The organism is Streptomyces sp. NBC_00557, from assembly GCF_036345995.1.
Classification (GTDB): Bacteria; Actinomycetota; Actinomycetes; order Streptomycetales; family Streptomycetaceae; genus Streptomyces.
Genome location: NZ_CP107796.1, coordinates 7,375,965 through 7,399,221, shown reverse-complemented (window position 1 = coordinate 7,399,221; position 23,257 = coordinate 7,375,965). Strand labels below are relative to the sequence as shown.

Here is a 23,257-nt window from a genome sequence, read left to right as displayed (position 1 = left end):
GCGCGGCGCCCTACAGCGCCGCCGCCAGCTCCGTGCCCTGCTTGATGGCCCGCTTGGCGTCCAGTTCGGCCGCGACGTCCGCGCCGCCGATCAGATGGACGCTGCGCCCGGCGGCGGCCAGCTCGTCGTACAGGTCGCGGCACGGCTCCTGGCCGGTGCACAGCACCACGGTGTCGACCTCGAGGACCGTGCTCTCCCCGCCGACGGTGATGTGCAGGCCGGCGTCGTCGATCCGGTCGTAGCGCACGCCCGGGACCATGGTGACGCCGCGGTGCTTGAGCTCGGTGCGGTGGATCCAGCCGGTGGTCTTGCCGAGGCCGGCGCCGACCTTGCTGGTCTTGCGCTGGAGCAGGTGCACCTGGCGGGGCGGGGCGGGCCGCTGCGGCGCGGCGAGGCCGCCCGGTGCCCGGTAGTCCATGTCGACGCCCCAGGCGCGGAAGTACGTCGCGGGGTCCTCGCTCGCCTTGTCGCCGCCGTCGGTGAGGTACTCGGCGACGTCGAAACCGATGCCGCCGGCGCCGAGGACGGCGACCCGCTCGCCGACGGGGGCGCCGTCGCGCAGCACGTCGAGGTAGCCGAGGACGCGGGGGTGGTCGACGCCGGGGATGTCCGGGACGCGCGGGGTGACGCCGGTGGCGACGACCACCTCGTCGTAGTCCTCCACGGTCCCGGCGGTGACCCGGGTGCCGAGGCGTACGTCGACGCCGTGCGCGTCGAGCTGGTGGCGGAAGTAGCGCAGGGTCTCGTCGAACTCCTGCTTGCCGGGGACCTTGCGGGCGACGTTGAGCTGGCCGCCGATCTCGTTCGCGGCGTCGAAGAGGGTGACGTCGTGGCCGCGTTCGGCGGCGCTGACCGCGCAGGCGAGGCCGGCCGGGCCGGCGCCGACGACGGCGACGCGCTTCTTCAGCCGGGTCGGGGCGAGCACCAGCTCGGTCTCGTGGCAGGCGCGTGGGTTGACCAGGCAGGAGGTGATCTGGCCGCTGAAGGTGTGGTCGAGGCAGGCCTGGTTGCAACCGATGCAGGTGTTGATGGCCTCGGGCGTCCCGGCGGCGGCCTTGGCGACGAAGTCGGGGTCGGCGAGCATCGGACGGGCCATCGACACCATGTCCGCGTAGCCGCCGGCGAGCAACTCCTCGGCCAGCTCCGGGGTGTTGATGCGGTTGGTGGTCACCAGCGGCACGGACACCTCGCCCATGAGCTTCTTGGTGACCCACGTGTAGGCGCCGCGCGGCACGGAGGTGGCGATGGTCGGGATGCGGGCCTCGTGCCAGCCGATGCCGGTGTTGATGATCGTCGCCCCGGCGGCCTCGACGGCCTTGGCGAGGGTGATCACCTCGTCCAGGGAGGAGCCGCCGGGGACCAGGTCCAGCATGGAGAGCCGGTAGATGACGATGAAGTCCTCGCCGACGGCCTCGCGGACCCGCTTGACGATCTCGACGGGGAACCGCATCCGGTTCTCGTAGGAGCCGCCCCAGCGGTCGGTGCGCCGGTTGGTCTGGCGCGCGATGAACTCGTTGACGAGGTAGCCCTCGGAGCCCATGATCTCCACGCCGTCGTAGCCGGCCCGCCGGGCCAGGCGGGCGGCGCGGGCGTAGTCGTCGATGGTCCGCTCGACGTCCGCGTCGCTCATCTCGCGCGGCACGAAGGGGCTGATCGGCGCCTGCAGCGGGCTGGGCGCGACCAGGTCCTGGTGGTAGGCGTACCGCCCGAAGTGGAGGATCTGCATCGCGATCCGGCCGCCCTCGCGGTGCACCGCCTCGGTGACGGCCCTGTGCCGCTCGGCCTCCGCCTCGGTGGTGAGCCTCGCGCCGCCCTCGTACGGCCGCCCCTCGTCGTTGGGCGCGATACCGCCGGTGACGATGAGGCCCACCCCGCCGCGGGCGCGCGCCGCGTAGAACGCCGCCATCCGCTCGAAGCCGCGCTCCGCCTCCTCCAGGCCGACGTGCATGGAGCCCATCAGCACCCGGTTGGGCAACGTGGTGAAGCCCAGGTCGAGCGGGGTCAGCAGATGCGGGTAACGGCTCATCGGGCCCTCCGTGCGCGGTGTCGTCGCCTCTTGTTGTAGAGGACACGCGCACCATTGTGCAACTAGTTGCACAATCACCGGGGGTGACACGGACACGGACCACTGTGTACCTACTGGTATGTACACGCACGGTACGCGCAAGGACGACTCGAGAACACGGCCGCCGACTGGTCCTTCGGCGACGGCGAGGCGCGGTACGCCCCGGCGGGCCAGGAGCCGGCCGGGGCGCTGCCGCAGGGCCGCCGGAAGGTCAGCGGCTGCGCAGCCGCAGGTGGAGGTCCCGTTCCTGGTCGCCGGAGGCCGTGCAGGTCTCCTCGACGGTGAACATCGAGTCCAGGGTGTGCCGGAACCGGTCCACGGCCCAGTAGCCGCCCTGGACGTCCGCCTGGACGGGTGCGTCGAGGTGGACCGGCGGGCAGCCCGGCCCCCGGGGGTCGGCGACGTCGTAGGTGCCGAGCCACACCATCGGCCGAACCTCGTGGAGCTGCTGGGGGATCTCGTCCTCAGCCCGGTCGGACGCGAAGCAGTGGCTCAGCGCGTCGAAGACGAGCCGGGCGTCCTCCTTGGAGCCGCTGATCTCCACCGTGACGGTTTCCGGGTGCGACCCCTCCGTGCGTGCCATTGATCGCTCCTTTCGTGCCGCGCCGCGGTGGAACGGGGTACCCCGTCCAGCCGCTTCCATCCTCAGCAAAGCACCACCGGCCCGCCGGCACACCCCAGACGGGGTCAGCCGCGGGTGAACCGGTACGTCTTGCTGTCGGTCAGGACGCAGAAGCCGGGCGACATCACGATCACGCGCAGGGTCCCGGTGCGGCGGTCGTAGTCGATGCCCTCCGCCTCGAAGGTTCCGGAGCAGGAACTGCGCAGGGGCAGCTGGCGCAGGGCCGTGACATGGCCGGTGACGTCCGAGGAGCCGTTCGGCGGGGCCGACAGGTCGATCTGGAGCAGCGGCTTGGTGATGCCGAAGAGGCTGCCGTCCGGGTCGTCCGAGGAGCACAGCAGGGTGGTGGGGCCGGAGAAGTCGCAGCCCTGGACGTCGCGGACGGCGTGGTCGAGGTTGACCGTGGAGGCCTGCGGGAGGTTCGCCGAGGGTGAGGTGGAGGGGTTGGCTCCGGGGGTCGGGAAGACCAGCAGGCGGTTCATCGTGCCCCATTCGCCCGACAGCATCCACTGGCCGTCGGGCGAGACCGCGTCCCAGGAGTTGTTCAGGGCCTCGCCGGGGCCGAGCGTGTGAACGTACTCCGACCAGGTGCCGTCGGGCGCCTGCACGCGGTACATCTTCGAGTTGCCGGAGTCCTGCTGGTAGGGCTCGATGTAGTAGCCGTTGTACGAGGCGTCGGGGTCCCCGACGTGATTCCAGCCGCGACCGGAGACGCTGATGGGAATGGTGCCGATACCGGTGTACCGGTTGGGGCTGCCCGCCGGGACCTCGACGGAGGTCAGGCCCTGGCTCTCGTCCAGCGCGCGGGCGTGGTCGGAGCCGGTCTCCGTCCAGGTGTCGGCCGCGGCGGCGGGCCCCGGGGCGGACAGGGACACGACGGCGGCGGTGGCGAGGGTGACGAGTCCGGCGAGAGCTGCGTGACAACGTTGCCGGGCGGGCGCGGGCATGGCCGACTCCTCGGACGGGGTGGGGGGCGGGAACACTCGGTCGGCGGACAGTCTGGCGTGGCGTGATGGTCATGTACAGACCAATGCAGCAACATGAACGTGAACTCTCCCCGTCCGGCCGCAAGACGTGCAGGATGTGCGGGAAAGGAGCGCTCCCCCCGGCGTGACGGCTTCGGCGGACGTGCACCGCTGTGGTGAGAGATGGTGGAGGTAACCGGCGAAGGCGCCGGAGAGTCGGGTGTGAGCACGGTGGACCAAGGGGAGTCGGCACGGGGGACGACGTGCCGTGCGGACGGGCGAAGGCGGTGCATGGCATGAGTGCAGCCGAGGCTCCGGCGGCGGAGGGCGGCGAGCCCGTGCGCGGACCGGTGCGGCCGGGCGGCCTGCTCGACGTGCTGCGCGTGGCGTCGGTGGTGCTGGACGCCACCGGCCGCATCGTGCTGTGGAGCCCGCAGGCGGAGGAGCTGTTCGGCTACAGCGCCGAGGAGGCCCTCGGCCAGTACGCGGCCCGGCTCATGGTCCACGAACGCCACTTCGAGCTCGTCGGCAGGCTCTTCGCCGATGTGATGCGCACCGGGCAGAGCTGGGCCGGCGGCTTCCCGATCCGGCACAAGGACGGCAGCACCCGCGTGGTGGAGTTCCGCAACATGCGGCTGCTGGACGACCGCGGCGACGTGTACGCCCTCGGGCTCGCCGCCGACCAGTCGACCGTGCGGCGGCTGGAGCAGGACGTGGCGCTGTCCGAGCGGATGGTGAAGCAGTCGCCGATCGGTTACGCCGTCCTGGACACCCAGCTGCGGTTCGTCTCGGTCAATCCGGCCCTGGAGAAGATCAACGGCGTGCCCGCCGCCGAGCACATCGGGCGGACGCTGCGCGAGGTGCTGCCGATGCTGGAATCCGGCGGGGTGGAGGCCGGCGCCCGCCGGGTGCTGGAGACCGGCGTGCCGGTCATCGACGACACGACGGTCGGCCGCACCCCCGCCAACCCGGACGAGGACCGCATCTGGGCCTACTCGCTGTACCGGCTCGAGGACGCCATGGGCAACGTGCTCGGCGTGGCGGTCACGGTGGTCGACATCACCGAGCAGCACCGGGCCTCGGTGGAGGCCGAGACCGCCCGGCGCCGGCTCGCCATCGTCGCCGACGCCTCCGCCCGCATCGGTACGACGCTCGACCTGGACCGCACGGCCTGTGAGCTGGCCGAGGTGGCCGTGCCGGAACTCGCCGACGTGGCCGCGGTGGACCTGCTGGACGCGGTGGTGGAAGGCCGGCGCAGCACGCTCGGTCCCTCGGAGGCGGCGATGATCCGGGCGCTCGCCGTGCGCCCGCAGGACGGCTCGGACGCCGTACGGGCCGCGGATCCGCCCGGCCGGATCGCCCGGTACGGATCCGACCGGCTGGTCACCGAATGCGTGCGCACCGGCGAGCCGGTGCTGGTGCCGCAGGTGAAGGACGCGGACCTGCCGCGCATCGCCCGCTCCCCCGAGGCGGCCGAGCTGCTGGGCCGCGCCGGGCTCCACTCCTACCTCGCGGTGCCGCTGATCGCGCGCGGCGAGGTGCTGGGCGCCCTGGACCTCAAACGCACCCGCAATCCGGCGCCGTTCGACGAGGACGACGTGCTGCTCGCCCGGGAACTGGCGGCCCGCGCGGCGGTGCAGATCGACAACGCGCGCTGGTACCAGAACGCCCGCAACACCGCCCTCACCCTGCAGCGCAGTCTGCTGCCGAGCCGTCCGCCGGTGACGACCGGCCTGGAGGTGGCCTCCCGCTACCAGCCCGCCGGGGCCACCACCGAGGTCGGCGGCGACTGGTTCGACGTCATTCCGCTGGAGGGCGGCAAGACCGCGCTGGTGGTGGGCGACGTGATGGGCAGCGGGCTCAGTGCGGCCGCGACCATGGGACGGCTGCGCACGGCGACCACCACGCTGGCCGCGCTGGACCTGGACCCGGCGCTGCTGCTGGAGCACCTGGACAAAACGACGTCGGCCCTGGACCACTCGATCGCGACGTGCGTGTACGCCGTCCACGATCCGCATCTGCGGCAGTGCCGGATCGCCAACGCCGGCCATCTGCCGCCGGCCCGCGTGCGCGCGGGCCGGCCGCCGGAACTGCTCGCCCTGCCCACCGGGGTGCCGCTGGGGGTGGGCGGGGTCGCGTTCTCCACGGTCACCGTCGACCTCGCCCCCGGCGACGAGCTGGTGTTCTACACCGACGGGCTGGTGGAGACGCGCCGCCACTCCCTCGACGAACGCCTGGACTTCATGCTGTCCCTGCTCGACGACCCGGGCCGCCCCCTGGAGGAGACCTGCGACCTCCTCCTGCGCACCCTGCACCACCCCGACAACCACGACGACGTCGCCCTGCTGATCGCGCGGGCGCAGGAACTGGCCTAGGCGTACTGCCCGGGCGGGTTGGCCCAGTCTGTGCTCCGACACCGTCCGAATCGGGTGACGGGTGAAGGCCTCCGGTTGAAGGCCTCCGGTTGGGGAGCGGAACTGTCGAGGAACCGCTCCGCCGGCCAGGAGGCCTTCGTGTCTCACGCTGACGGCGGTTCCGCAGACGCAGCCACTCTCCGTACAGCAGGCGGGCGCGGACTGGTGGCTCCGCCAGGGCAGCCGTCGGCGGCAATCATGGCCGGGGCTGAGGATCGATGCCCTGGGACCGTGACGGGCTCGGAGGCCGGACGCCGATCACCACGTGCGCGGACAGTTCCTCCGACACCGCCAGACGGGTCGTCAGGCCGGCGTCCGTGAAGGCCCGGACGGCGGCGGGCGCCTGGCGTTCGCTGGTCTCGGACAGCAGGCAGCCGCCCGGCGCGAGCCACTCCGGGGCGTCGGCTGCCACCCGGCGCAGCAGGTCCAGACCGTCCGCGCCGCCGTCCAGGGCGGCGCGCGGTTCATGGTCGCGGGCCTCGGCCGGCAGCAGGGGCAGTTCGCCGGTCGGTACGTACGGCACGTTCGCGGTGAGGATGCCGATGCGGCCGCGCAGCGCGGCGGGCAGGGCCTCGTAGAGGTCGCCCTGGTGGGCCCGGCCGGTGAAGGCGGCGAGGTTGCGTCGGGCGCACCGTACGGCGGCCGGGTCGATGTCGGCGGCGTGCACCTCGGCCCCGTCCAGGGCGGCGGCCAGCGCCGCGCCGAGCGCACCCGAGCCGCAGCACAGGTCCACGACCACCCGCGCGTCCGGAGCCTGTGCCAACGCCTGGTCGACCAGGAACTCGGTGCGACGGCGGGGGACGAACACCCCCGGTTCCAGCAGGATCCGCAGGCCGTGGAACCGGGCCCAGCCGAGGACCTGCTCGAGCGGCAGCCCGGCGGCACGCCGGTCCACCATCGCGGACACCTCGTCCTCGGTGCGGGCGGTGTCGAGGATCAACTCCGCCTCGTCCTCGGCGAAGACGCACCCCGCGGCACGCAAGGCGGAGACGACGGCGGCAGCGGAGGAAGCAGAAGGGGATGGGGAGGGGGAAGAGGAAGGGGGACCAGAAGGAGGCATGGAGGCCGAATGCCTTTCGGAGCGCGGGGGTCGAGGGGCGCTCCCGCGGTCACCGGTGCCGGCGCACCGAGCCGTCACGAAGGGGGAGCACTCCCGAGGGCACAGCGGTGATGGGTCCCACCTCCTCGGCGCTCGGGGCCGCGTACCTCCGCGACCGGACGGCCACCATACCCCAAGGGACGGCGCCGGATTCGCGCGGGAAAACGCGTGGCGCGGGCGACGGACGGGCGGCTACGCTCGCCGGGATGACGACTCACGCCTCGCACCGATTGGGGGTCCCGTCCGCGCAAGGTGAGCGCTGATGCTCCCTTCCACCGCGCACGGGGATTCCCGGCTTTCCTTGTGGCTGCGCGTACGGATGTACGCCGTGCCACCGTCCATGATCGAGCTCGCCACCCGCCGCCGTCTGGCCGGGGACTGGGCCGGGGCCTGCGCCGCCGCCCGGGTCGACGTCGACCTCGAGCTGCGCCGCGTCGCCCGCGCCCACGGCCGGGAGATCGCCGCCTCGGTCCGCGCCGACCTCCGCCGTCTCGCCCCGGACCTGCTGCGCTGGCACATGCCGAGGATCGCGCCGGACGGGCTGCTGCGCCCCGGCCTGACCCTCACGCTGGCCCGGTACGAGCGACCCGGCCGCACCGGCCCCCTGCACCTCGTGGCCCGTACGCCCCCGGCCTGGGCGGACGCCGGCCAGCGGATCGGCCTCGCCCTGTGGGATCCGGCCGAGCCGTCCGCCGGCCGCCATCCGCACCCCCGCCCGAACCGCCGCTACCGGCTCGATCTGCACCGGCATCTGTGGGACGCCGACAGGGCCGGTGAGCTGCGCGAACGGTCGGGGGCCGACGATCCGGCGCCGCCGGACGCCGATCCGCTCGCCCTCGCCCCGCCCGGGCACGGCTGCGCCGTCGGCCGGTGGGCGGCCGAGGCGGCCCTGCTGCTGCACGCCGAGGGCCGCACCGGCGGCCCCTTCGCCGTACGGCTCAGCAGCCGCCGCCGACTGCTCCTGACGGTGGCGGAGGACGCGGGCGAGGCCCGGAATCCTGCGGGGGATCGGGGCGACGGCCGGAATTTTGCTGAAGGCCGGAACGACGGCTGGAACCCTGCGGGGGACCGGGCCGACGGCCGGAACCCCGCTGCAGAGCAGGGCAACGCCCGCAACGCCGCTGGAGACCGGAGCAACGGCCGGAATCCTGCGGGGGATCGGGGCCACCCCCGAAACCCCGCCCGGGGCCGGGACGACGGCCGGAACCCCGCTGGAGAGCGGGGCAACGCCCGGAATCCTTGCGGAGATCTGATCGGCGCCCGGAGTCCTGCTGGGGATCGCCGGAACCCCGCTGGGAGCCGGGACCACGGCCAACCCGCCGAGGGGGACGGGCGCGTGGTCGGCCCGGGTGCCGGGGCGGTGCCTTCGGCCGGGCTCGGGCGCCGGGCTGAGAGCCCCGGCGGCGCGCCGCGGCTTCGGCTCGTCGGCGAGCTTCCGCCGGGCGGCTTCTCCGCGGTGCCGGTACTGCCCGACGCCGCGACCTGGGTGGCGCCCGACCTGGAGTTGCTGCGCGCCGGGCTGCTCGGCCCGGAGCGGTTGCACCCCTTGGTCGCCGCCGCGCTCGCGCCCGGCCGGGAGGCGTCCGGTGCGGTCGCCGGACCGGATCCGGTGGCGCGGGCGCGTCAGGTCGAGTGCCGGGGCGCCGCCCACCGGATCGGCCTGGTCGACGGCGTCCTGGCCCCGCTGGACCACGATCCGGACGAGATCCGGCGCGAGGAGCTGCTGGCCGCGCTCGGCGGACCGCCACTGCCCTGCATGCGGGCCGTCGACGAGGCCCACCGGCGTCCGGACTGCCTCGCCGGTGTGCGGGAACGGCTCGACCACGGCGACATCGAGGGCGCCCTGGCCGTGGTCGAGGGGCTGCTCGGTCCCGGCGCGGTGCTACGCGAGGGGCCGCTGCGGGACGAGCTGACCACGGCCGCCGAGCGGCGCATCGCCTACGGCCTGTACCGGGCCGGTTTGGCGGCCCCCGGCGGCATCTCCGCCCACCCGGTCCGCCGCACCGCGCGGAACCGCCGCCCCACCCGACGGCAGACCCGCACCGTCACCTTCTTCTGAACTCACCCCCGCTCACGCCTACTTCACACCCAAGGTGATTCCCTCATGACCTCACGCGCTTACGCGCCCCTGCCGGCAGACCGGCCCGCCGCCTCCCCACTCGCCGTGGCGGACGCCCTGTCGGCCCTGCTGCGCGACACGACCACCGAACCGCGCTCCGACGACCAGCTGGAGGCACTCACCCTGGCCGTGGCCGCCGACCTCCCGGTCCTGCTGTGGGGCGAGCCCGGCATCGGCAAGACGGCCGCGCTGACCCAGCTCGCCACCGCCCTGGATCTGCCGCTCACCACCGTGATCGCGAGCGTGCACGAGCCGTCCGACTTCTCGGGCCTGCCCGTCGTAGGAGAGGATCCCGCGGTGCAGGGCGTCCCGCTGGCCCCGCCGGACTGGGCGGTCCGGCTGGTGCGGGCCGGGCGGGGACTGCTGTTCCTGGACGAGCTGTCCACCGCTCCCCCGGCGGTGCAGGCGGCCCTGCTCCGGCTCGTGCTGGAGCGGCGGATCGGCGCGCTGCGGCTGCCGCCCGGAGTGCGGATCGTGGCCGCCGCCAACCCCCGCTCCTCGGCGGCCGACGGCTGGGAGCTGAGCCCGCCGCTGGCCAACCGGTTCGTGCATCTGCAGTGGGCCCACGACCACGACGTCGTCGTACGGGGGCTCGGCGGGACCTGGCCGCGGGCGACCCTGCCCCGGCTCGACCCTGAGCGGCTGTCGGGGGCCGTGGCTTATGCCCGGCGCGCGGTGTGCGGGTTCCTCACCGCCCGGCCGGGGCTCGTGCACCGGCTGCCGGGCGGCGAGAGCCACCGGGGCGGCGCCTGGCCGTCGCCCCGCAGCTGGGAGGCGACCCTGCGGCTGATCGCGTTCGCGACCGCCGCCGGGTCCTCTCGGGATGTGCTGTCGCTGCTGGTGCGGGGCGCCGTCGGGGACGGCCCCGGGCTCGAACTGCTGGCGAGCCTGGACCGGATGGACCTGCCCGACCCCGAGACGCTGCTCGCCGATCCGGCCGGAGCGGAACTCCCCGAGCGCGGGGATCTGCGGCAGGCCGTGCTGGACGGGGTGGTGGCCGCGGTCCGGGGCCGCCCGGAACGGGCCCGCTGGGACGCGGCCTGGGCGTTGCTGGTGCGGGCCGCGGAGACGGGGGCGCCGGACGTCGTGGTGGTCCCGGCCACGACCCTGGCCGCCCTGCGCCGGGACGACTGGGCCGTACCCGCGGCGATCGAGCGGCTCACCGGGGTGGTGTCGCTGTCCCGGCGGGCCGACGAGGCCGCCCGGGTCGCCGGAGCCCGCCGATGACGGCGGACGCGCCCGGCGCGCTGGACCTCGGCAAGCTCTTCGCCGCGCGGCTGCACGCGGCCCGTGTCCGGCCGTACCTGGCGACGGCCCTGTTCGCGCTGCGGCCGGTGGAGTCCCCGCAGGTGCCGACGATGGGGGTGGACCGGCACTGGCGGTGCTATGTCTCCCCGGCGTTCGTGGACCGCACGCCGGTGGCGGAACTGGCGGCGGTGTGGGTGCACGAGGTGGCGCACCTGCTGCGCGACCATCACGGACGCGGCGACCGGTTCGCCCGCGAGCACCGGCTGACCGGTCCGGCGGAACGGCTGCGCATGAACATCGCCGCCGACTGCGAGATCAACGACGACGTGTACGGCGACGGGCTGCCGCGGCCCGAAGGCGCCGTGACACCGGAGAAGCTGGGGCTGCGCCCCGGTGAGCTCATGGAGGACTACCTGCGGCACTACCGGCTCGGGCCACGCCTGGAGCGGCTGGCCTGGCTCGACTGCGGCAGCGGCGCCGACGGGCTGGACCGGGAGTGGGAGCTGGGGCCGGCCGGCGCGCACGGGCTGAGCGCACAGGAGCGGGACGCGATCCGGTTCCGGGTGGCGCGGGGCATCAAGGGCACCCCGGGCAGCGCCCCGGGGGGCTGGCGGCGGTGGGCGGAGGAGGTGTTCCATCCGCCGCAGCCGTGGCGCCGGTTGCTGGGCTCGGCGCTGCGGTCCGCGGTCTTCGCTCCGGGCGTGGGCGACGACTACAGCTACGGCCGGCCGGCGCGGCGTTCGGCCGGGCTGCCCGGTGTCGTCCTGCCGAGCCTGCGGCGCAGGCCGCCGCGGGTGTGCGTGGTCATCGACACCTCGGGGTCGGTCAGCGACGCCGAACTGGGCAGCGCGCTGCTGGAGGTGGCCGCGATCTGCCGGGCCGTAGGCGGCCGGCGGGACCTGGTCTCCGTGCTGTCCTGCGATGCCGCGGCCCGGACGGTCCAGCCGCTGTGCCGGACGGAGGGCATCGAGCTGGTGGGCGGCGGCGGGACGGACCTGCGCACCGGGTTCGCCCGGGCGCTGCGGACACGGCCCGACGCGGTGGTGGTCCTGACGGACGGCCAGACACCCTGGCCGGCCGAACGGCCCCCCTGCCGCACGGTGGTCGGACTCTTCCCGCGGACCGGCGGTGCGTACGGCGAGAACGGCCCCGACGACTGGGCGAACACACCACCGGCGTGGGCACGGGTGGTGACGATCGGGTCGGGGCGCGGGTGAGGGAGTGCGGGGGTGAAGGCGGTGGGGGTTGCGGGATGGGTGAGGGGTGAGCGGGGGCAGGGCGGGGGTGCGGGGGTGCCGGGGGTGCGGGACGGGTTGAGTGACGGAGTTGGGGGCCGGCAGGGGGGCGGCGCCCGTCGCCGGGCACGCCCCCTGTGTCCGGGCCGGGTCAGACGCCGACCGTTTCCTCGGCCTCTTCCTCGGCCGTGCGCGCGTCCACCTCATCGGTCAGGCGCGGCGCCGGGTGCGCGCCGTGCGTGGCGGTCGCCGTCGTGCCGGTCGCCGTGCCGGTGTGGCCGACGGCGTGGCGGGCGTGCCGCGGCCGCTCGTACAAGGCCGCGACGCCGGTCACCACCAGGCCCACGAGCAGCCAGACCAGGAGCGTCCAGACGTTGCGCGAGAGACCGTCGTCGCCGAAGTACAGCACGCTGCGGACGCCCTCGACGAAGCCGGCGCCGTTCCAGAAGGCGTGCAGGGTGCCGAAGAAGCCGTTCTGCAGTTCGGGGCGGAACAGCCCGCCGGAGCTGGTGAAGTTGAGCATCACGAACAGCACCATCATGGCGAGCGTGGTCCACCGCTCCAGGAAGGTGTGCAGGCCGGTGCCGATGAGGAGGATGCCGGCCGAGTACAGCCAGGCCATGCCCCACACGCTCGCGAGGTCGTGGTGGGCCAGCTGGAACACCGGCCCGGCAAGCAGCGCTCCGATGCCGCTGACCACGGCGGAGACGCCGAGCGCGAGCAGGGCCCGCACCCGCATCGGGAGGGCGGCGCCGGCCGCGCCGATCGCGGCGACGGAGGCGTAGGAGCCGATGCTGAGGGCGATGAGCAGGAAGAACAGGCCCTGGCCCGTGGGGTCGTCGGCGACCGGCTCGGCCACGTCGGTGACCTTCAGCGGGACGCCCTGCCGGGCGGCGACCGGTGTGAAGACCTTCTCCACGGCGGTGGCGCCCATGTCGGAGGCCGCGCTCGCCACCAGCAGCTCGGGGGACGTGGCGCTCGGCACGTAGGCGCCGGTGACCTCGCGGGACTTCAGGAGGCCGACGGCGTCGGCGCGGTCGGCCACCGTCCGTACGTCAAGCTTGTCACCCGCGGCGTCCTTGACCGTCTGGGCGAAGACCTTCGCCTGCGGGGTGTGGCCGACGACGGCGACCGGCATGTGGTGCGGCTCCGGGGTCACGAAGGCCCCCATGTACGCGAGCCCCATGCCTATGCACATCAGCAGCGGGGTGATCAGATGCGTGAGCACATGGCGCAGCGCCGGTGACCTCATCGCGGGACAACCTCCAATGGTTGGCTTATACAACTTCCAGTCCAGTTGTACTATACAACTACAACGTCGGAGGAGGTATTCCGTGAGCGCAGCGGAGTCGGCCGTCGAGACGATCCAGCGCGAGATGACGATCTTCGCGCGCCGGGCGCGCGCCTCGGCAGGCCGGATGCACCCCGAGCTGTCGCTGGTGTCGTACACCCTGCTCAGCCATCTGGAGGAGCACGACGGCCGCCGGGCGACGGACCTGGCCGCACACTACGCGCTGGACAAGTCCACGGTCAGCCGCCAGGTGGCCGCGCTGGAGCGGGCCGGGCTGATCGAGCGCCGGCTGGACCCGGACGACCACCGGGTCCAGGTGCTGCATCTGACGGAGGCCGGCCGGGAGATCCTCGCCCAGGTCACCCGCAGCCGCCGGGCGGCCTTCCGCGAACGGCTGGCGAACTGGCCGGAGGAGGACCTGGTGCGTTTCGCGGCGTACCTGGAGCGCTACAACGCGGGACCGGACGAGACCGGCTCCGTCTGACAGGCCGCCCCCTCCCGACCGTCACGCCACGCCGACCGCGGGGCCACCGATATCGCGGCATGCCGCACCCGCCGCAAACGCCCGCGCCCGCCCCTCATGCAACCCCCACCGCGAGAGCCACCGGCATGGGGGCATCCCACCCCTTCAACAAGCCTCCCAAGCCCACCCCCACGCCCCTCACGCCACCGGAACCGCCGCCGCCGACGCCTCATCGGACAGCCGTTGCGGTGCGCGGGCCGCGAGGAACGCGGTGCGGCGGCGCAGCCGGAAGCCCAGGGACTCGTACAGCCGGATGGCAGGCGTGTTCTGGGCGCTGGTGTGCAGGAAGGGCGTCTCGCCGCGCTCCCGTATGCCGTGCGCGACGGCGAGGATCAGCCGGGTGGCGAGTCCCTCGCCGCGGAAGGCGGGGTCGGTGCAGACCGCGCTGATCTCGGTCCAGCCGGGCGGGTGCAGCCGCTCCCCCGCCATGGCGACCAGCGCGCCGCCGCGGCGGATGCCGAGGTAGGTGCCGAGCTCGACGGTGCGGGGCAGGAAGGGGCCCGGCCGGGTGCGGGCCACCAGGTCGAGCATCTCGGGCACGTCCGCCGGGCCGAGGCGGACCGCCTCCGCGTCGGGCGCGGCGGCCAGGCCGTCGTCCACGAGCTGCACGCCCTCGATCCGGAAGGTGGTCTCCCAGCCGTCCGGCACCTCGCCGCGGAAGCCCGGCAGCGGTATCTCCGCGCCGGGACCGGCCAGGGCGGCGAGGTCCGCCCAGTCCCGCGCGTCCGGGTCGTCGGGCAGCGCCAGCCACGGGGAGACGTCGACGGGATAGCGCAGCACCCGGCCGCGCCGCTCGGCGAAGTGGGCGTGCGGGCCGGTCAGCGAGGCGAGGGCGGGGTTGTCGAGGACGTGCGGGGCGTCGGCGGCGACGGCGTCACCGGCGCCCCGACCGGCTATGCGGCTCACTCGGCCACCTCGATGACGACCTTGCCGAGGGCGTGCCCCTCCTCCACCGCGCGCAGCGCCTGGCCGGCCTGCTCCAGCGGGAAGACGCGGGTGACGTGGGGATTCAGGGCGCCGCGCGCGGCGAGGTCGGCCACCGCCTCCAGGACGGCGGCGGTACGGGCCCGCCGGACGGGGGCGCCGCCCAGCGCGGCGACGGCCTCCGGCGGCGATCCCGCGGTGACCAGCTTGCTCCGGTCCTTCAGCAGCTCGGCGCTCTCGGCGAGCACCGGGCCGCCCACCAGGTCGTACACCCCGTCGATCCCGTCCGGTACGGCGGCCCGCACCCGCTCGGCCAGATCCGGTCCGGAGGACACGTGCACGGCGCCGAGCGACTCCACGAAGTCCCGCTTGCCCTCGCTCGCCACGCCCACGACGTGCAGCCCGAAGGCGCGGGCGATCTGCACGGCCGCGCTGCCGACACCGCCGCCCGCGCCCGTCACCAGCAGGGTCGCGCCACCGGGCAGGTCCAGCTGGCGGACGCCGTCGTAGGCGGTGGCGGCGGCGACCGGCAGCGTGGCGGCGTCACGGAAGGACACCGCAGCGGGCTTGTGAGCGCTGACGGCGGCGGTCAGCAGGGCGTACTCGGCGTAGCCGCCGTCGGCGGTGGCGCCGAACACCTCGTCGCCGGCCGCGAAGCCGGTGACACCCGGGCCGGCCTCCTGGACGACACCCGCCGCCTCGCTGCCGAGGACCCGCGGGAAGACGGGCTCGCTCTCGCCGGGGCGGCGGAAGCCCTGGCGCAGCTTCCAGTCGACGGGGTTGACGCCCGCGGCGCGGACCGCGACCAGGATCTCTCCGGGACCCGGGCGTGGGCGGTCCAGGTCGATCAGCGCCTCGGTCTCCGGTCCCCCGTACCGCGTGTGGACGTACGCCTTGGGCATGCTCTTCCCTCGCTTCTCTCGCGCTGCCACCGGTCTACCGGTGCCGGCACCGAGGGCAAAGGAGAAGCGCCGCAGGGCTATTCCCACGGCCCGAAAGAGTTCATACGGCTGCAATCATCCGGGCGATGACCAGGGACGGAGCACCCGGAACGACCGCGTACGGTTGAAGGATGAACGTAACGCGAGGCTTCACGGGCCGCCCGCGCGTGCACAACCCCGGGCTGCCGCCCGGGCAGTACGACGCGGGCGAGGACTGGCCCGTCCTGTCCGCCGAGGTCACCCCCGACCTCGCACCGGCCGACTGGTCCTTCCGCATCGACGGCCTCGTGGAGCGGCCGCACACCTGGGACTGGGACGCGGCGCACGCGCTGCCGGCGTCGGCGTACGACGGCGACATCCACTGCGTGACCGGCTGGTCGAAGTTCGGCGTGCGTTTCGGCGGTGTCTCCCTGGACGCGTTCTTCGACGTGGTGCGCCCCCGGGCGTCCGCCACCCATGTGCTCGCCCGCTCCCACACCGGCTACACCGCAGGCCTGCCGCTCGCCGACGTCACCGGCGGACGGGCCTGGATCGCCTGGGAGTACGACGGCCGGCCCCTCCCCGCCGAGCACGGCGGTCCGGCGCGGCTGCTGGTGCCCCACCTCTACTTCTGGAAGAGCGCCAAGTGGATCGCGGGCCTCACTCTCCTCGACCACGACGAGCCGGGCTTCTGGGAGCGCAACGGCTACCACGAGCGCGGCAACCCCTGGCAGGAGCAGCGGTACTCCGGTGACTGACACGACGACGACACACGCGAACACCCCCGGCACGCCCCCGGCTTCGGCGCGGGAGACGGCCGCCGCCCCGCACGCGGCCCCCGCCACCACCGCCACCAACCCAACCCCGGCCCCGGTCCCGGTCCCGGACACGACCGTCGCCGTCCCCGCCCGCCCCGCCCTCCGTTTCGCCGTGCCCGCGCGGATCGCGGTGAGTGAGCAGGTGGCGGCGGTGTGGCAGACCGCCACGGTGGCGGAGATCCGGCGTGAGACGCCGCGCGCCGCGACCTTCCGGCTGGCGGTGCCGGGCTGGGCGGGGCATCTGCCCGGACAGCATCTGATGCTGCGGCTGACCGCGCCGGACGGCTATACGGCGCAGCGGCACTATTCCATCGCCTCCGCGCCGGACGACTCCGGGCACATCGAGCTGACCCTGGACCATGTGCCGGACGGCGAGGTGTCGGGCTGGTTCCACACGGTCGCCCGCCCCGGTGACACGGTCGAGGTGCGCGGGCCGCTGAGCGGCTTCTTCGCCTGGCCGGGCGACCGGCCCGCGCTGCTGCTCGGCGCCGGCTCCGGGATCGTGCCGCTGATGTCGATGGTGCGGCACCACCGCAGGCTCGGGCTCACCGTGCCGCTGCGCATGCTGGTGTCCGCGCGCAGTCCCGAGGAGCTGATCTACGCGGCGGAGCTGGGTGCGGAGACGACGGCCGTCTTCACCCGCAGCGCGCCACCGGGTGTGCCGGTGGGCCGTATGGCGGCCGCACATGTGGCGCCGCTCCTGGCCGGGTCGCCAGCCGGTGGGTGGGAGGCCTATGTGTGCGGATCCAACGGGTTCGCCGAGCACGCCTCCCGGCTGCTGGTCGCGGCGGGCCAGCCGGTGGACCGGATCCGTATCGAGCGCTTCGGCTGAACCGCCGCTTCAGCCCTCGGGTTGCGCACCGGGACCGGTGGCGCGACCGTGGGCGCGCGGCGCGTTCCGTGCTCCAGGTGGGCTTGAACTCGCGGTCGGTCGCATGAGCGAGGTGCTCCGTACGGGGTACGAGACGAGTGTGGACGCTCGTGTGCGCGAGCGGCGGGGTGGCGGACCTGGAGACCCGGTCCGCCCGTTCTCCGGCTCCGGCGGTGCGAGGAGGTGGACATGCGTACCGGGGTGCGTGGCTGGCGCTGGCGGCGCAATCCGCTGCGGCGCCGCTCGGATGTCGTGGAGGCGTGGACGGTGCTGATCACCGCCGTCCTGCTGTTCGTCGTCACGCCCCTGGTCGGGGTGGCCGCCGGCCTGCGGGCGCATGACACGGCCCAGCACGTCGCGGCAGCCCAGCGGGCCGAGCGCCACCAGGTACGCGCGCGGGTGATCGGCGACCCGCCACAGCGGCTCTCCGGCGGGCAGACCGACCGCGGCTACCCGTACCGCGCGCGGGTCCGCTGGACCGAGCCCGGCAAGGGCGTCCGTACGGCGTGGGCCCGGGTGCCGGCGGGCACCCTGACCGGGGACACCGTCTCCGTGTGGTTCGACGCCCGCGGCCGCAGTGTGGCTCCGCCGCCGAACGCCGCCGCGGTCTGGCAGCACACGGTGACCGTCGGGCTGGTCGCGGCGGGCGGTACGGCGTCCGCCGTGCTCCTCGCACACGCCGTCGAGCGCCGGATCGCCCTGCGCCGCCGGCTCGCGGAGTGGGAGCGGGAGTGGGCCCGTACGGGACCGAAGTGGACTCAGCCGCGCGCCTGACCGGCCCGGCCGTCCGGCCGCCGAGCGGGAGCAAACGCTTACTGGTCAGCCTTCCTTCCCCCACGTACGGTGAGCTGACACATTCCCCCTTCGCCAAGGCGGTTGTTGATGGCCCTGTTCGACCTCCCCCTCGACGAACTCCGCGAGCACCGCAGTGAGTCCACCGAGCCCGAGGACTTCGACGCCTTCTGGGACAAGACCCTCGAGGAGGCCCGCGAGCACGATCTGGACGCCCGCTTCGAGCCGGTGGACACCGGACTGTCGACGGTCCGGGTGTACGACGTGACGTTCGCCGGGTACGGCGGCCACCCGGTCCGGGGCTGGCTGCGGCTGCCGGCCGGCGCGAACGAGCCGCTGCCGCTGGTCGTGGAGTTCATCGGCTACGGCGGCGGGCGCGGACTGCCGCACGAAGACCTGCTGTGGGCCTCCACGGGCCGGGCGCACTTCGTGATGGACACCCGCGGCCAGGGCAGCGCCTGGGGCGCCGGGGGCGGCACGCCGGACCCGGTGGGCGCGGGGCCGGCGTACCCGGGGTTCATGACGCGGGGCATCGACGCGCCGGAGAACTACTACTACCGCCGGGTGTTCACGGACGCGGTGCGCGCCGTCGACGCGGCCCGCTCGCATCCGCTGACCGACGCCGCGCGGACCGCGGTGACCGGCGGCAGCCAGGGCGGCGGCATCACGCTGGCCGTCGGCGGCCTGGTCCCCGACCTGGTCGCGGTGGCGCCGGACGTGCCGTTCCTGTGCGACTTCCCGCGCGCGACCACGCTGACGGACCGTCACCCCTACCGCGAGATCGGCCTGTTCCTCAAGACGCACCGCGGCCGCACCGCGGAGGTGCTGCGCACGCTGTCGTATTTCGACGGGGTGCACTTCGCGGCCCGGGGCCGGGCGCCCGCGCTGTTCTCGGCGGCGCTCGAGGACCAGACCTGCCCGCCGTCGACGGTGTTCGCCGCGTTCAACGCCTGGGCGCACGAGGACAAGGCGATAGAGGTCTACGACTTCAACGACCACGAGGGCGGCGGCCCCTTCCACGAGGCGGCGAAGCTGCGCTGGCTGAGGTCGTACGCCTGAGAGCGGCGCGGGCGTGCGGGGACTTCCCTCCAGTCCGACCAGTCGGTACGTTCGGGGGACCCGGGCCGCGGCGTCGCCGCCCGGGCTCCCTGCGACGACGGAGGTGCCATGTCCGCGCACGAGACACAGGTCCACGGCCACTGCGACGCGCGTTTCACGGCGGTCCGGGAGGCGTTCGAGGAGAACTTCCTGAAGCGCGACGAACTGGGCGCCGCCGTGGCCGTGACCGTCGACGGGGCCACGGTGGTGGACCTGTGGGGCGGCTGGGCGGACGCGGCCGGTACCCGGCCGTGGCAGCGGGACACGCTGGTGAACGTCTGGTCGACCACGAAGGGCCCGGTGGCGCTGTGCGCGCACCTGCTCGCCGACCGGGGGCTGCTCGACTTCGACGCGCCCGTGGCCGCGTACTGGCCCGAGTTCGCCGCCGCGGGCAAGGAGAGGGTGCTCGTACGGCATCTGCTGTCGCACCGGGCCGGGCTGTCCGGGCTCCGGGAGCCGCACTCCCTGGCCGATCTGTACGACTGGGAGCTGACCACCGCCCGGCTGGCGGCGACCGAGCCGTGGTGGGAGCCGGGCACCCGGTCCGGGTATCACGCGCTGACGTACGGCTTCCTGGTCGGCGAGGTCGTCCGGCGGATCTCGGGGCTGCGGCCGGGGGCCTTCCTGGCGCGTGAGGTGACCGGGCCGCTGGGGATCGACTTCACGGTCGGACTGCCGGCCGGGGAGGCGGACCGCGCGGCCGAGCTGGTGCGTCCGCCGGCCCTGTCCGGCAGCCAACAGGCGTCCCTCTTCGGGCAGTTGCCGCCGGCCGCGCTGGCGGCGCTGGCGAATCCGCTGGTCGGCGCGGCGGAGGCGAACACGCCCGAGTGGCGGGCCGCGGAGATCCCCGCGGCGAACGGGCACGGCACGGCCCGCGCGGTCGCGGCACTCTACGGCGTCTTCGCCGGGCGCGGCTCCTTCGGCGGGCAGCGCGTCCTGTCGCCGGAGGCGGCCGAGCGGGTGCGCGAGGGACAGGGCAGCTGCCGCGATCTGGTGCTGGGCGCGGGCTTCGAGGGCGAGACCGAGGTCGGGCTCGGGCTGTGGCTGAGCGGTCCGCACGGGTCGTACGGCCCGAACCCGCGCGCTTTCGGCCATGACGGCTTCGGCGGCTCGTGCGGGCTGGCCGATCCGGAGGCGGGCGTGTCACTGGGGTACGTCATGAACCGGATGGGGCCGCGCATCGCCGACGACCCGCGGAAGATGGCGCTGATCGACGCCCTGTACAGCGCCTTGTGACCGAGACCGCGCGGGCGGGTTTCGGCCGAACCGGAAGACCGCTCTTCCCTCGTGGTTTAGACCAATGCTAAGTGTGGTCGCGCAACGAGCCCGCACGACTACGTCTTGTCACACCAGGAGGGCGCGGCATGGCCCGCACCACCCCGCACGAACCCGACCAGAGCGACGGCCGGCCCCTGTACGGGCGGATCGCGGCGCTGCTGCTCGACGAGCTGCGCGCCGGCACCATCCCGCCGGGCGAACGGCTGCCGGGCGAACGGCACCTGGCCGCACACTTCCAGGTCAGCCGGGAGACGATCAGGCAGGCACTGGAGGTGCTGCGGCGCGGCGGACTGATCGCCACGGACCGCCGGGGCAGCCATGCCACGCTGCCCGCCCGGCCGGTCGGGGCGCCGGCGACGCCGGCCTTTCCGCTGGGCGCCCGCTCCGCGGACCCGGCCGCGGTCGACCGGGCCACGGTGACCTGGGAGGCGCCGCCGGAGGAGCACGCGCGGGCGCTGGGCCTCGCCCCGCACCGCCCGACGCTGGTGCACCGCTACCGGTCGGCCACGCCGGACGGCCGGTCGCTGCGGACGGCGGTGACGTCGTTCTCGGCGGTGGCGCTGGCCGAGGTGGCGGAGCTGGCCCGCTACCGGGACCGGGCCGACGGCAGCACGCCCGCACAACTGCGGCGCGCCTACGACTGGATGCGCAAGGCCGGCCTGTCGCTGCACCACCACGATGCCATCACCCAGGCCGACGGCGCCCGTTCGGTACGGGTGACCCGGCGGGTGCACGACCAGTACGCCCGGCCGCTGGAGATCACCGATCTGGTGGTGAACGCCGAACAGGAGACCCTGGTCTACGAGTTCACGCTGCCCGCCGCCGGCTGAGCCCGCCGGGCCACCACCAGCCGGGCCCGCGGACTGCCGTCCCCGCGCCGCCCGAACCCGGGCAGGGCGTGCAGGTCGACGGCGAACCCGGCGCGCTCCAGTTCCCCCAGCACACGGCCGAGCCGGAAGGCCCGGTAGTACATCACGAACGGCGGCCGCCACAGCGCGTTGCGCACCCGCATCACCGCGTCGAAGCCGAGCAGCATCCAGAAGCCGGCCTGTGCCGGCTTCGGCGGGGCGAGCACCGCGAAGGCGAACCGGCCGTCCGGCCGCAGGACGGAGTGGACCTGGGCGAACAGCCCCGGCAGTTCTCGCGGCAGGAAGTGTCCGAACGCCCCGAAGGAGACGACGAGATCGAAGGCGGCCGTGAACGGCAGGGCCCGGGCGTCGCCGCGCACCCAGGCGACGCGGGGCCCGCCGGCGGGCCGTACCCGGCGCCGGGCGACGTCGAGCATCCCGGCGCTGAAGTCGACACCGGTGACGCTGCGGCGGCACAACCCGGTGAGCACCTCGGCGCCCGCGCCGGTGCCGCAGCACAGGTCGAGCCCGTCCTGGAAGGGGCCGAGCGGGGTGAGCGCCTTCGCCACGGACTCCAGGACGACGTCGGGCGTCCGGAAGGGCGTGTGGTCGAACTTCGGGGCGAGCAGGTCGTAGCCGCGCTCGACGGACGACAGCGCCTGCACGGCCAGTTCGCGCAAGGAAGGGCCTTCGGGACCGAACATCTCCTCAGCCTACGGCCACCCGCACCGCGAGAACCCGCCGGTATTAGTCTCATCGGCACCTGTTCGCTCACTTGACTATGAGGTGGTCCGATGCACGCGTTCCGTGCGGCGGTCGAGGCCGGGGACTTGGACGCCGTGGAGGCGCTGCTGGCGGAGGACGTCGTCTTCACCAGCCCGGTCGTCTTCAAGCCGTATCCCGGCAAGGCGATCACGGCGGCGATCCTGCGCGCTGTCTGGCAGGTCTTCGAGGACTTCCGGTACGTCCGGGAGATCGGCGATCCGGCCGCGGCCGACCACGCGCTGGTCTTCACGGCCCGGGTGGGCGACCGCGAGCTGACCGGCTGCGATTTTCTGCACGTGAACGAGGAGGGGCTGATCGACGAGCTCATGGTCATGGTCCGCCCGCTGTCGGGCGCGCACGCCCTGGCCGAGGCCATGGGCGCGCGGTTCGAGGAGATCGCCGAGGAGGCGCAGGCGCGGTCGGCCTGAGCGGTCCGCGCTGCCCGGGGAGCACCGCCGCCGGGCCCGGAGGTCAGCCCTTGAGCTGCCCCAGCGTGGCCTTGGCGTCCTTCCTCAGCCAGTCGTCCACGTCACTCAGCGCGGGCGGGTTCGTGTCCTGGTCGTACTGCTCGAGGAGCCGTCGCCGGTGTCCTGGCTGACGAGGCAGGCCTCGTCGCCGATGCCGCCGACCGGCGCGTCGTAGGAAGGACGAGTAGTCGGCGCTGGAGCACATGTGGGACGGCGCCGAGTAGCCGCGCAGGTCGGCGTCGCTGCTCTTGCCGCCGATGAGGAAGAGGCCGGCCGCCCAGGCGGCGGAGGCGACCGCACCGACCACGGCCCACAGCACCGCTCTGCCGGCCCCGCCGCTCCCGGCCGGCGGCGTCCCGGTGCCGAACTGCGGAGCCTGCGCGCAGGGATTGCCCGGCTGCGGCTGTCCGAACTGCCCTTGCTGCGCGGGCTGCCCCGCGTGCGGCTGCCCGAACTGCCTGGCCTGGCCCGGCTGGGGGCGGTGGTCTGGCCGGTCGGTGTGGGCTGCGCGTAGACGGCGCCCGCGGCGGGAACCGCGGGTTGGGGCAGGGGTAGGCCGCGGGCTGCGCGGGACGGCCGGCTGCTGCGCGGGCGGCCGCGATGGCTGCGAAGCCGGCTGGCCGGCCGCGGCCTTGACCCGACAGCTCGTCAGAATTCCGGATTGCGGCCCCCGCGGGGCTGGTCCTGGCGGCCGGGCGGGCGGGACGGTTGCGAGCCGGGGCGGGAAGAGACGCGGACGGCATCATGTTGACCGGACCGGACGCACGGGTATAGTGCGATCAGCGCGTGTGCGTGTCCCGTCGTACGGACGCCGGCGCCGCTCCTCTCCATCAGCCCCATGGCCGAGGTCTTCGACCGGCTCGGGCTTCTTCTGTGCACCACCTCGTGACTGACC

21 protein-coding genes are annotated in these 23,257 nt (G+C 74.3%); 12 read left to right on the top strand and 9 right to left on the bottom strand.

Annotated elements, in window-relative coordinates; genetic code table 11:
* Positions 1-10 precede the first annotated feature (10 nt).
* The 3 genes from OG956_RS32815 to OG956_RS32805 all read right to left on the bottom strand — a co-directional run bounded on the left by OG956_RS32815 (position 11) and on the right by OG956_RS32805 (position 3,634).
* Complete coding sequence (locus OG956_RS32815; protein ID WP_330341637.1) at positions 11-2,026, bottom strand: NADPH-dependent 2,4-dienoyl-CoA reductase; 2,016 nt, start codon at positions 2,024-2,026, stop codon at positions 11-13.
* A 250-nt stretch (positions 2,027-2,276) separates the two neighbouring features.
* The gene (locus OG956_RS32810; protein ID WP_330341636.1) at positions 2,277-2,648 is read right to left on the bottom strand and encodes a hypothetical protein; all 372 of its coding nucleotides are present in this window, start codon (positions 2,646-2,648) and stop codon (positions 2,277-2,279) included.
* Positions 2,649-2,752: 104 nt separating this feature from the next.
* Positions 2,753-3,634, bottom strand: coding sequence for a hypothetical protein (locus OG956_RS32805; protein WP_330341635.1), 882 nt, complete (start codon positions 3,632-3,634; stop codon positions 2,753-2,755).
* A gap of 314 nt (positions 3,635-3,948) precedes the next feature.
* Between OG956_RS32805 and OG956_RS32800 the strand changes: the two genes are divergently transcribed.
* The gene (locus OG956_RS32800) at positions 3,949-6,027 is read left to right on the top strand and encodes a SpoIIE family protein phosphatase (RefSeq protein WP_330341634.1); all 2,079 of its coding nucleotides are present in this window, start codon (positions 3,949-3,951) and stop codon (positions 6,025-6,027) included.
* A 235-nt stretch (positions 6,028-6,262) separates the two neighbouring features.
* Here OG956_RS32800 and OG956_RS32795 read toward each other — a convergent pair whose 3' ends face one another.
* Positions 6,263-7,126, bottom strand: a complete 864-nt coding sequence (locus OG956_RS32795; RefSeq protein ID WP_330341633.1) for a putative protein N(5)-glutamine methyltransferase — start codon at positions 7,124-7,126, stop codon at positions 6,263-6,265.
* 301 nt (positions 7,127-7,427) lie between these two features.
* Between OG956_RS32795 and OG956_RS32790 the strand changes: the two genes are divergently transcribed.
* From OG956_RS32790 to OG956_RS32780, 3 genes are read left to right on the top strand one after another with little or no spacing between them, the layout of a single operon-like run.
* Positions 7,428-9,224 carry a hypothetical protein gene (locus OG956_RS32790; protein WP_330341632.1) on the top strand — a complete coding sequence of 599 codons (1,797 nt, stop codon included), beginning with the start codon at positions 7,428-7,430 and terminating at the stop codon, positions 9,222-9,224.
* 45 nt (positions 9,225-9,269) lie between these two features.
* The gene (locus OG956_RS32785) at positions 9,270-10,511 is read left to right on the top strand and encodes an AAA family ATPase (protein WP_330341631.1); all 1,242 of its coding nucleotides are present in this window, start codon (positions 9,270-9,272) and stop codon (positions 10,509-10,511) included.
* Positions 10,508-11,749: a vWA domain-containing protein gene (locus tag OG956_RS32780; protein ID WP_330341630.1), complete on the top strand. Its 1,242-nt coding sequence runs from the start codon at positions 10,508-10,510 to the stop codon at positions 11,747-11,749. Before OG956_RS32785 ends, OG956_RS32780 begins: the two co-directional genes overlap by 4 nt.
* A gap of 169 nt (positions 11,750-11,918) precedes the next feature.
* Here OG956_RS32780 and OG956_RS32775 read toward each other — a convergent pair whose 3' ends face one another.
* Positions 11,919-13,019, bottom strand: coding sequence for a hypothetical protein (locus OG956_RS32775; protein ID WP_330341629.1), 1,101 nt, complete (start codon positions 13,017-13,019; stop codon positions 11,919-11,921).
* Positions 13,020-13,143: 124 nt separating this feature from the next.
* Between OG956_RS32775 and OG956_RS32770 the strand changes: the two genes are divergently transcribed.
* A complete protein-coding gene (locus tag OG956_RS32770) occupies positions 13,144-13,542 on the top strand; it encodes a MarR family winged helix-turn-helix transcriptional regulator (RefSeq protein WP_330343008.1) in 399 nt (132 codons plus the stop codon).
* A 177-nt stretch (positions 13,543-13,719) separates the two neighbouring features.
* Here OG956_RS32770 and OG956_RS32765 read toward each other — a convergent pair whose 3' ends face one another.
* On the bottom strand, positions 13,720-14,478 hold the full coding sequence (locus OG956_RS32765; RefSeq protein ID WP_330343007.1) for a GNAT family N-acetyltransferase: 759 nt from the start codon (positions 14,476-14,478) through the stop codon (positions 13,720-13,722).
* 5 nt (positions 14,479-14,483) lie between these two features.
* On the bottom strand, positions 14,484-15,407 hold the full coding sequence (locus OG956_RS32760) for a quinone oxidoreductase family protein (RefSeq protein WP_330341628.1): 924 nt from the start codon (positions 15,405-15,407) through the stop codon (positions 14,484-14,486).
* 170 nt (positions 15,408-15,577) lie between these two features.
* Between OG956_RS32760 and OG956_RS32755 the strand changes: the two genes are divergently transcribed.
* The 6 genes from OG956_RS32755 to OG956_RS32730 all read left to right on the top strand — a co-directional run bounded on the left by OG956_RS32755 (position 15,578) and on the right by OG956_RS32730 (position 21,112).
* Positions 15,578-16,183, top strand: coding sequence for a sulfite oxidase-like oxidoreductase (locus tag OG956_RS32755; RefSeq protein WP_330341627.1), 606 nt, complete (start codon positions 15,578-15,580; stop codon positions 16,181-16,183).
* Positions 16,184-16,355: 172 nt separating this feature from the next.
* A complete protein-coding gene (locus tag OG956_RS32750) occupies positions 16,356-17,075 on the top strand; it encodes a ferredoxin reductase (RefSeq protein WP_330343006.1) in 720 nt (239 codons plus the stop codon).
* Positions 17,076-17,303: 228 nt separating this feature from the next.
* Positions 17,304-17,888, top strand: coding sequence for an Rv1733c family protein (locus tag OG956_RS32745; protein ID WP_330341626.1), 585 nt, complete (start codon positions 17,304-17,306; stop codon positions 17,886-17,888).
* Between the two features lie 108 nt (positions 17,889-17,996).
* Positions 17,997-18,965 carry an acetylxylan esterase gene (locus OG956_RS32740; protein ID WP_330341625.1) on the top strand — a complete coding sequence of 323 codons (969 nt, stop codon included), beginning with the start codon at positions 17,997-17,999 and terminating at the stop codon, positions 18,963-18,965.
* Between the two features lie 108 nt (positions 18,966-19,073).
* Positions 19,074-20,240 carry a serine hydrolase domain-containing protein gene (locus OG956_RS32735; RefSeq protein ID WP_330341624.1) on the top strand — a complete coding sequence of 389 codons (1,167 nt, stop codon included), beginning with the start codon at positions 19,074-19,076 and terminating at the stop codon, positions 20,238-20,240.
* A gap of 128 nt (positions 20,241-20,368) precedes the next feature.
* Positions 20,369-21,112 (top strand): GntR family transcriptional regulator, encoded by a 744-nt coding sequence (locus tag OG956_RS32730; RefSeq protein ID WP_330341623.1) that lies wholly within the window; start codon positions 20,369-20,371, stop codon positions 21,110-21,112.
* On the opposite strand, the gene OG956_RS32725 is transcribed toward OG956_RS32730, so the two are convergent.
* Positions 21,082-21,834 (bottom strand): class I SAM-dependent methyltransferase, encoded by a 753-nt coding sequence (locus OG956_RS32725; protein ID WP_330341622.1) that lies wholly within the window; start codon positions 21,832-21,834, stop codon positions 21,082-21,084. The genes OG956_RS32730 and OG956_RS32725 overlap by 31 nt on opposite strands.
* Positions 21,835-21,924: 90 nt before the next feature.
* Between OG956_RS32725 and OG956_RS32720 the strand changes: the two genes are divergently transcribed.
* A complete protein-coding gene (locus OG956_RS32720) occupies positions 21,925-22,323 on the top strand; it encodes a nuclear transport factor 2 family protein (RefSeq protein ID WP_330341621.1) in 399 nt (132 codons plus the stop codon).
* A gap of 43 nt (positions 22,324-22,366) precedes the next feature.
* Here OG956_RS32720 and OG956_RS32715 read toward each other — a convergent pair whose 3' ends face one another.
* Positions 22,367-22,669, bottom strand: coding sequence for a hypothetical protein (locus OG956_RS32715; RefSeq protein ID WP_330341620.1), 303 nt, complete (start codon positions 22,667-22,669; stop codon positions 22,367-22,369).
* Positions 22,670-23,257 lie beyond the last annotated feature (588 nt).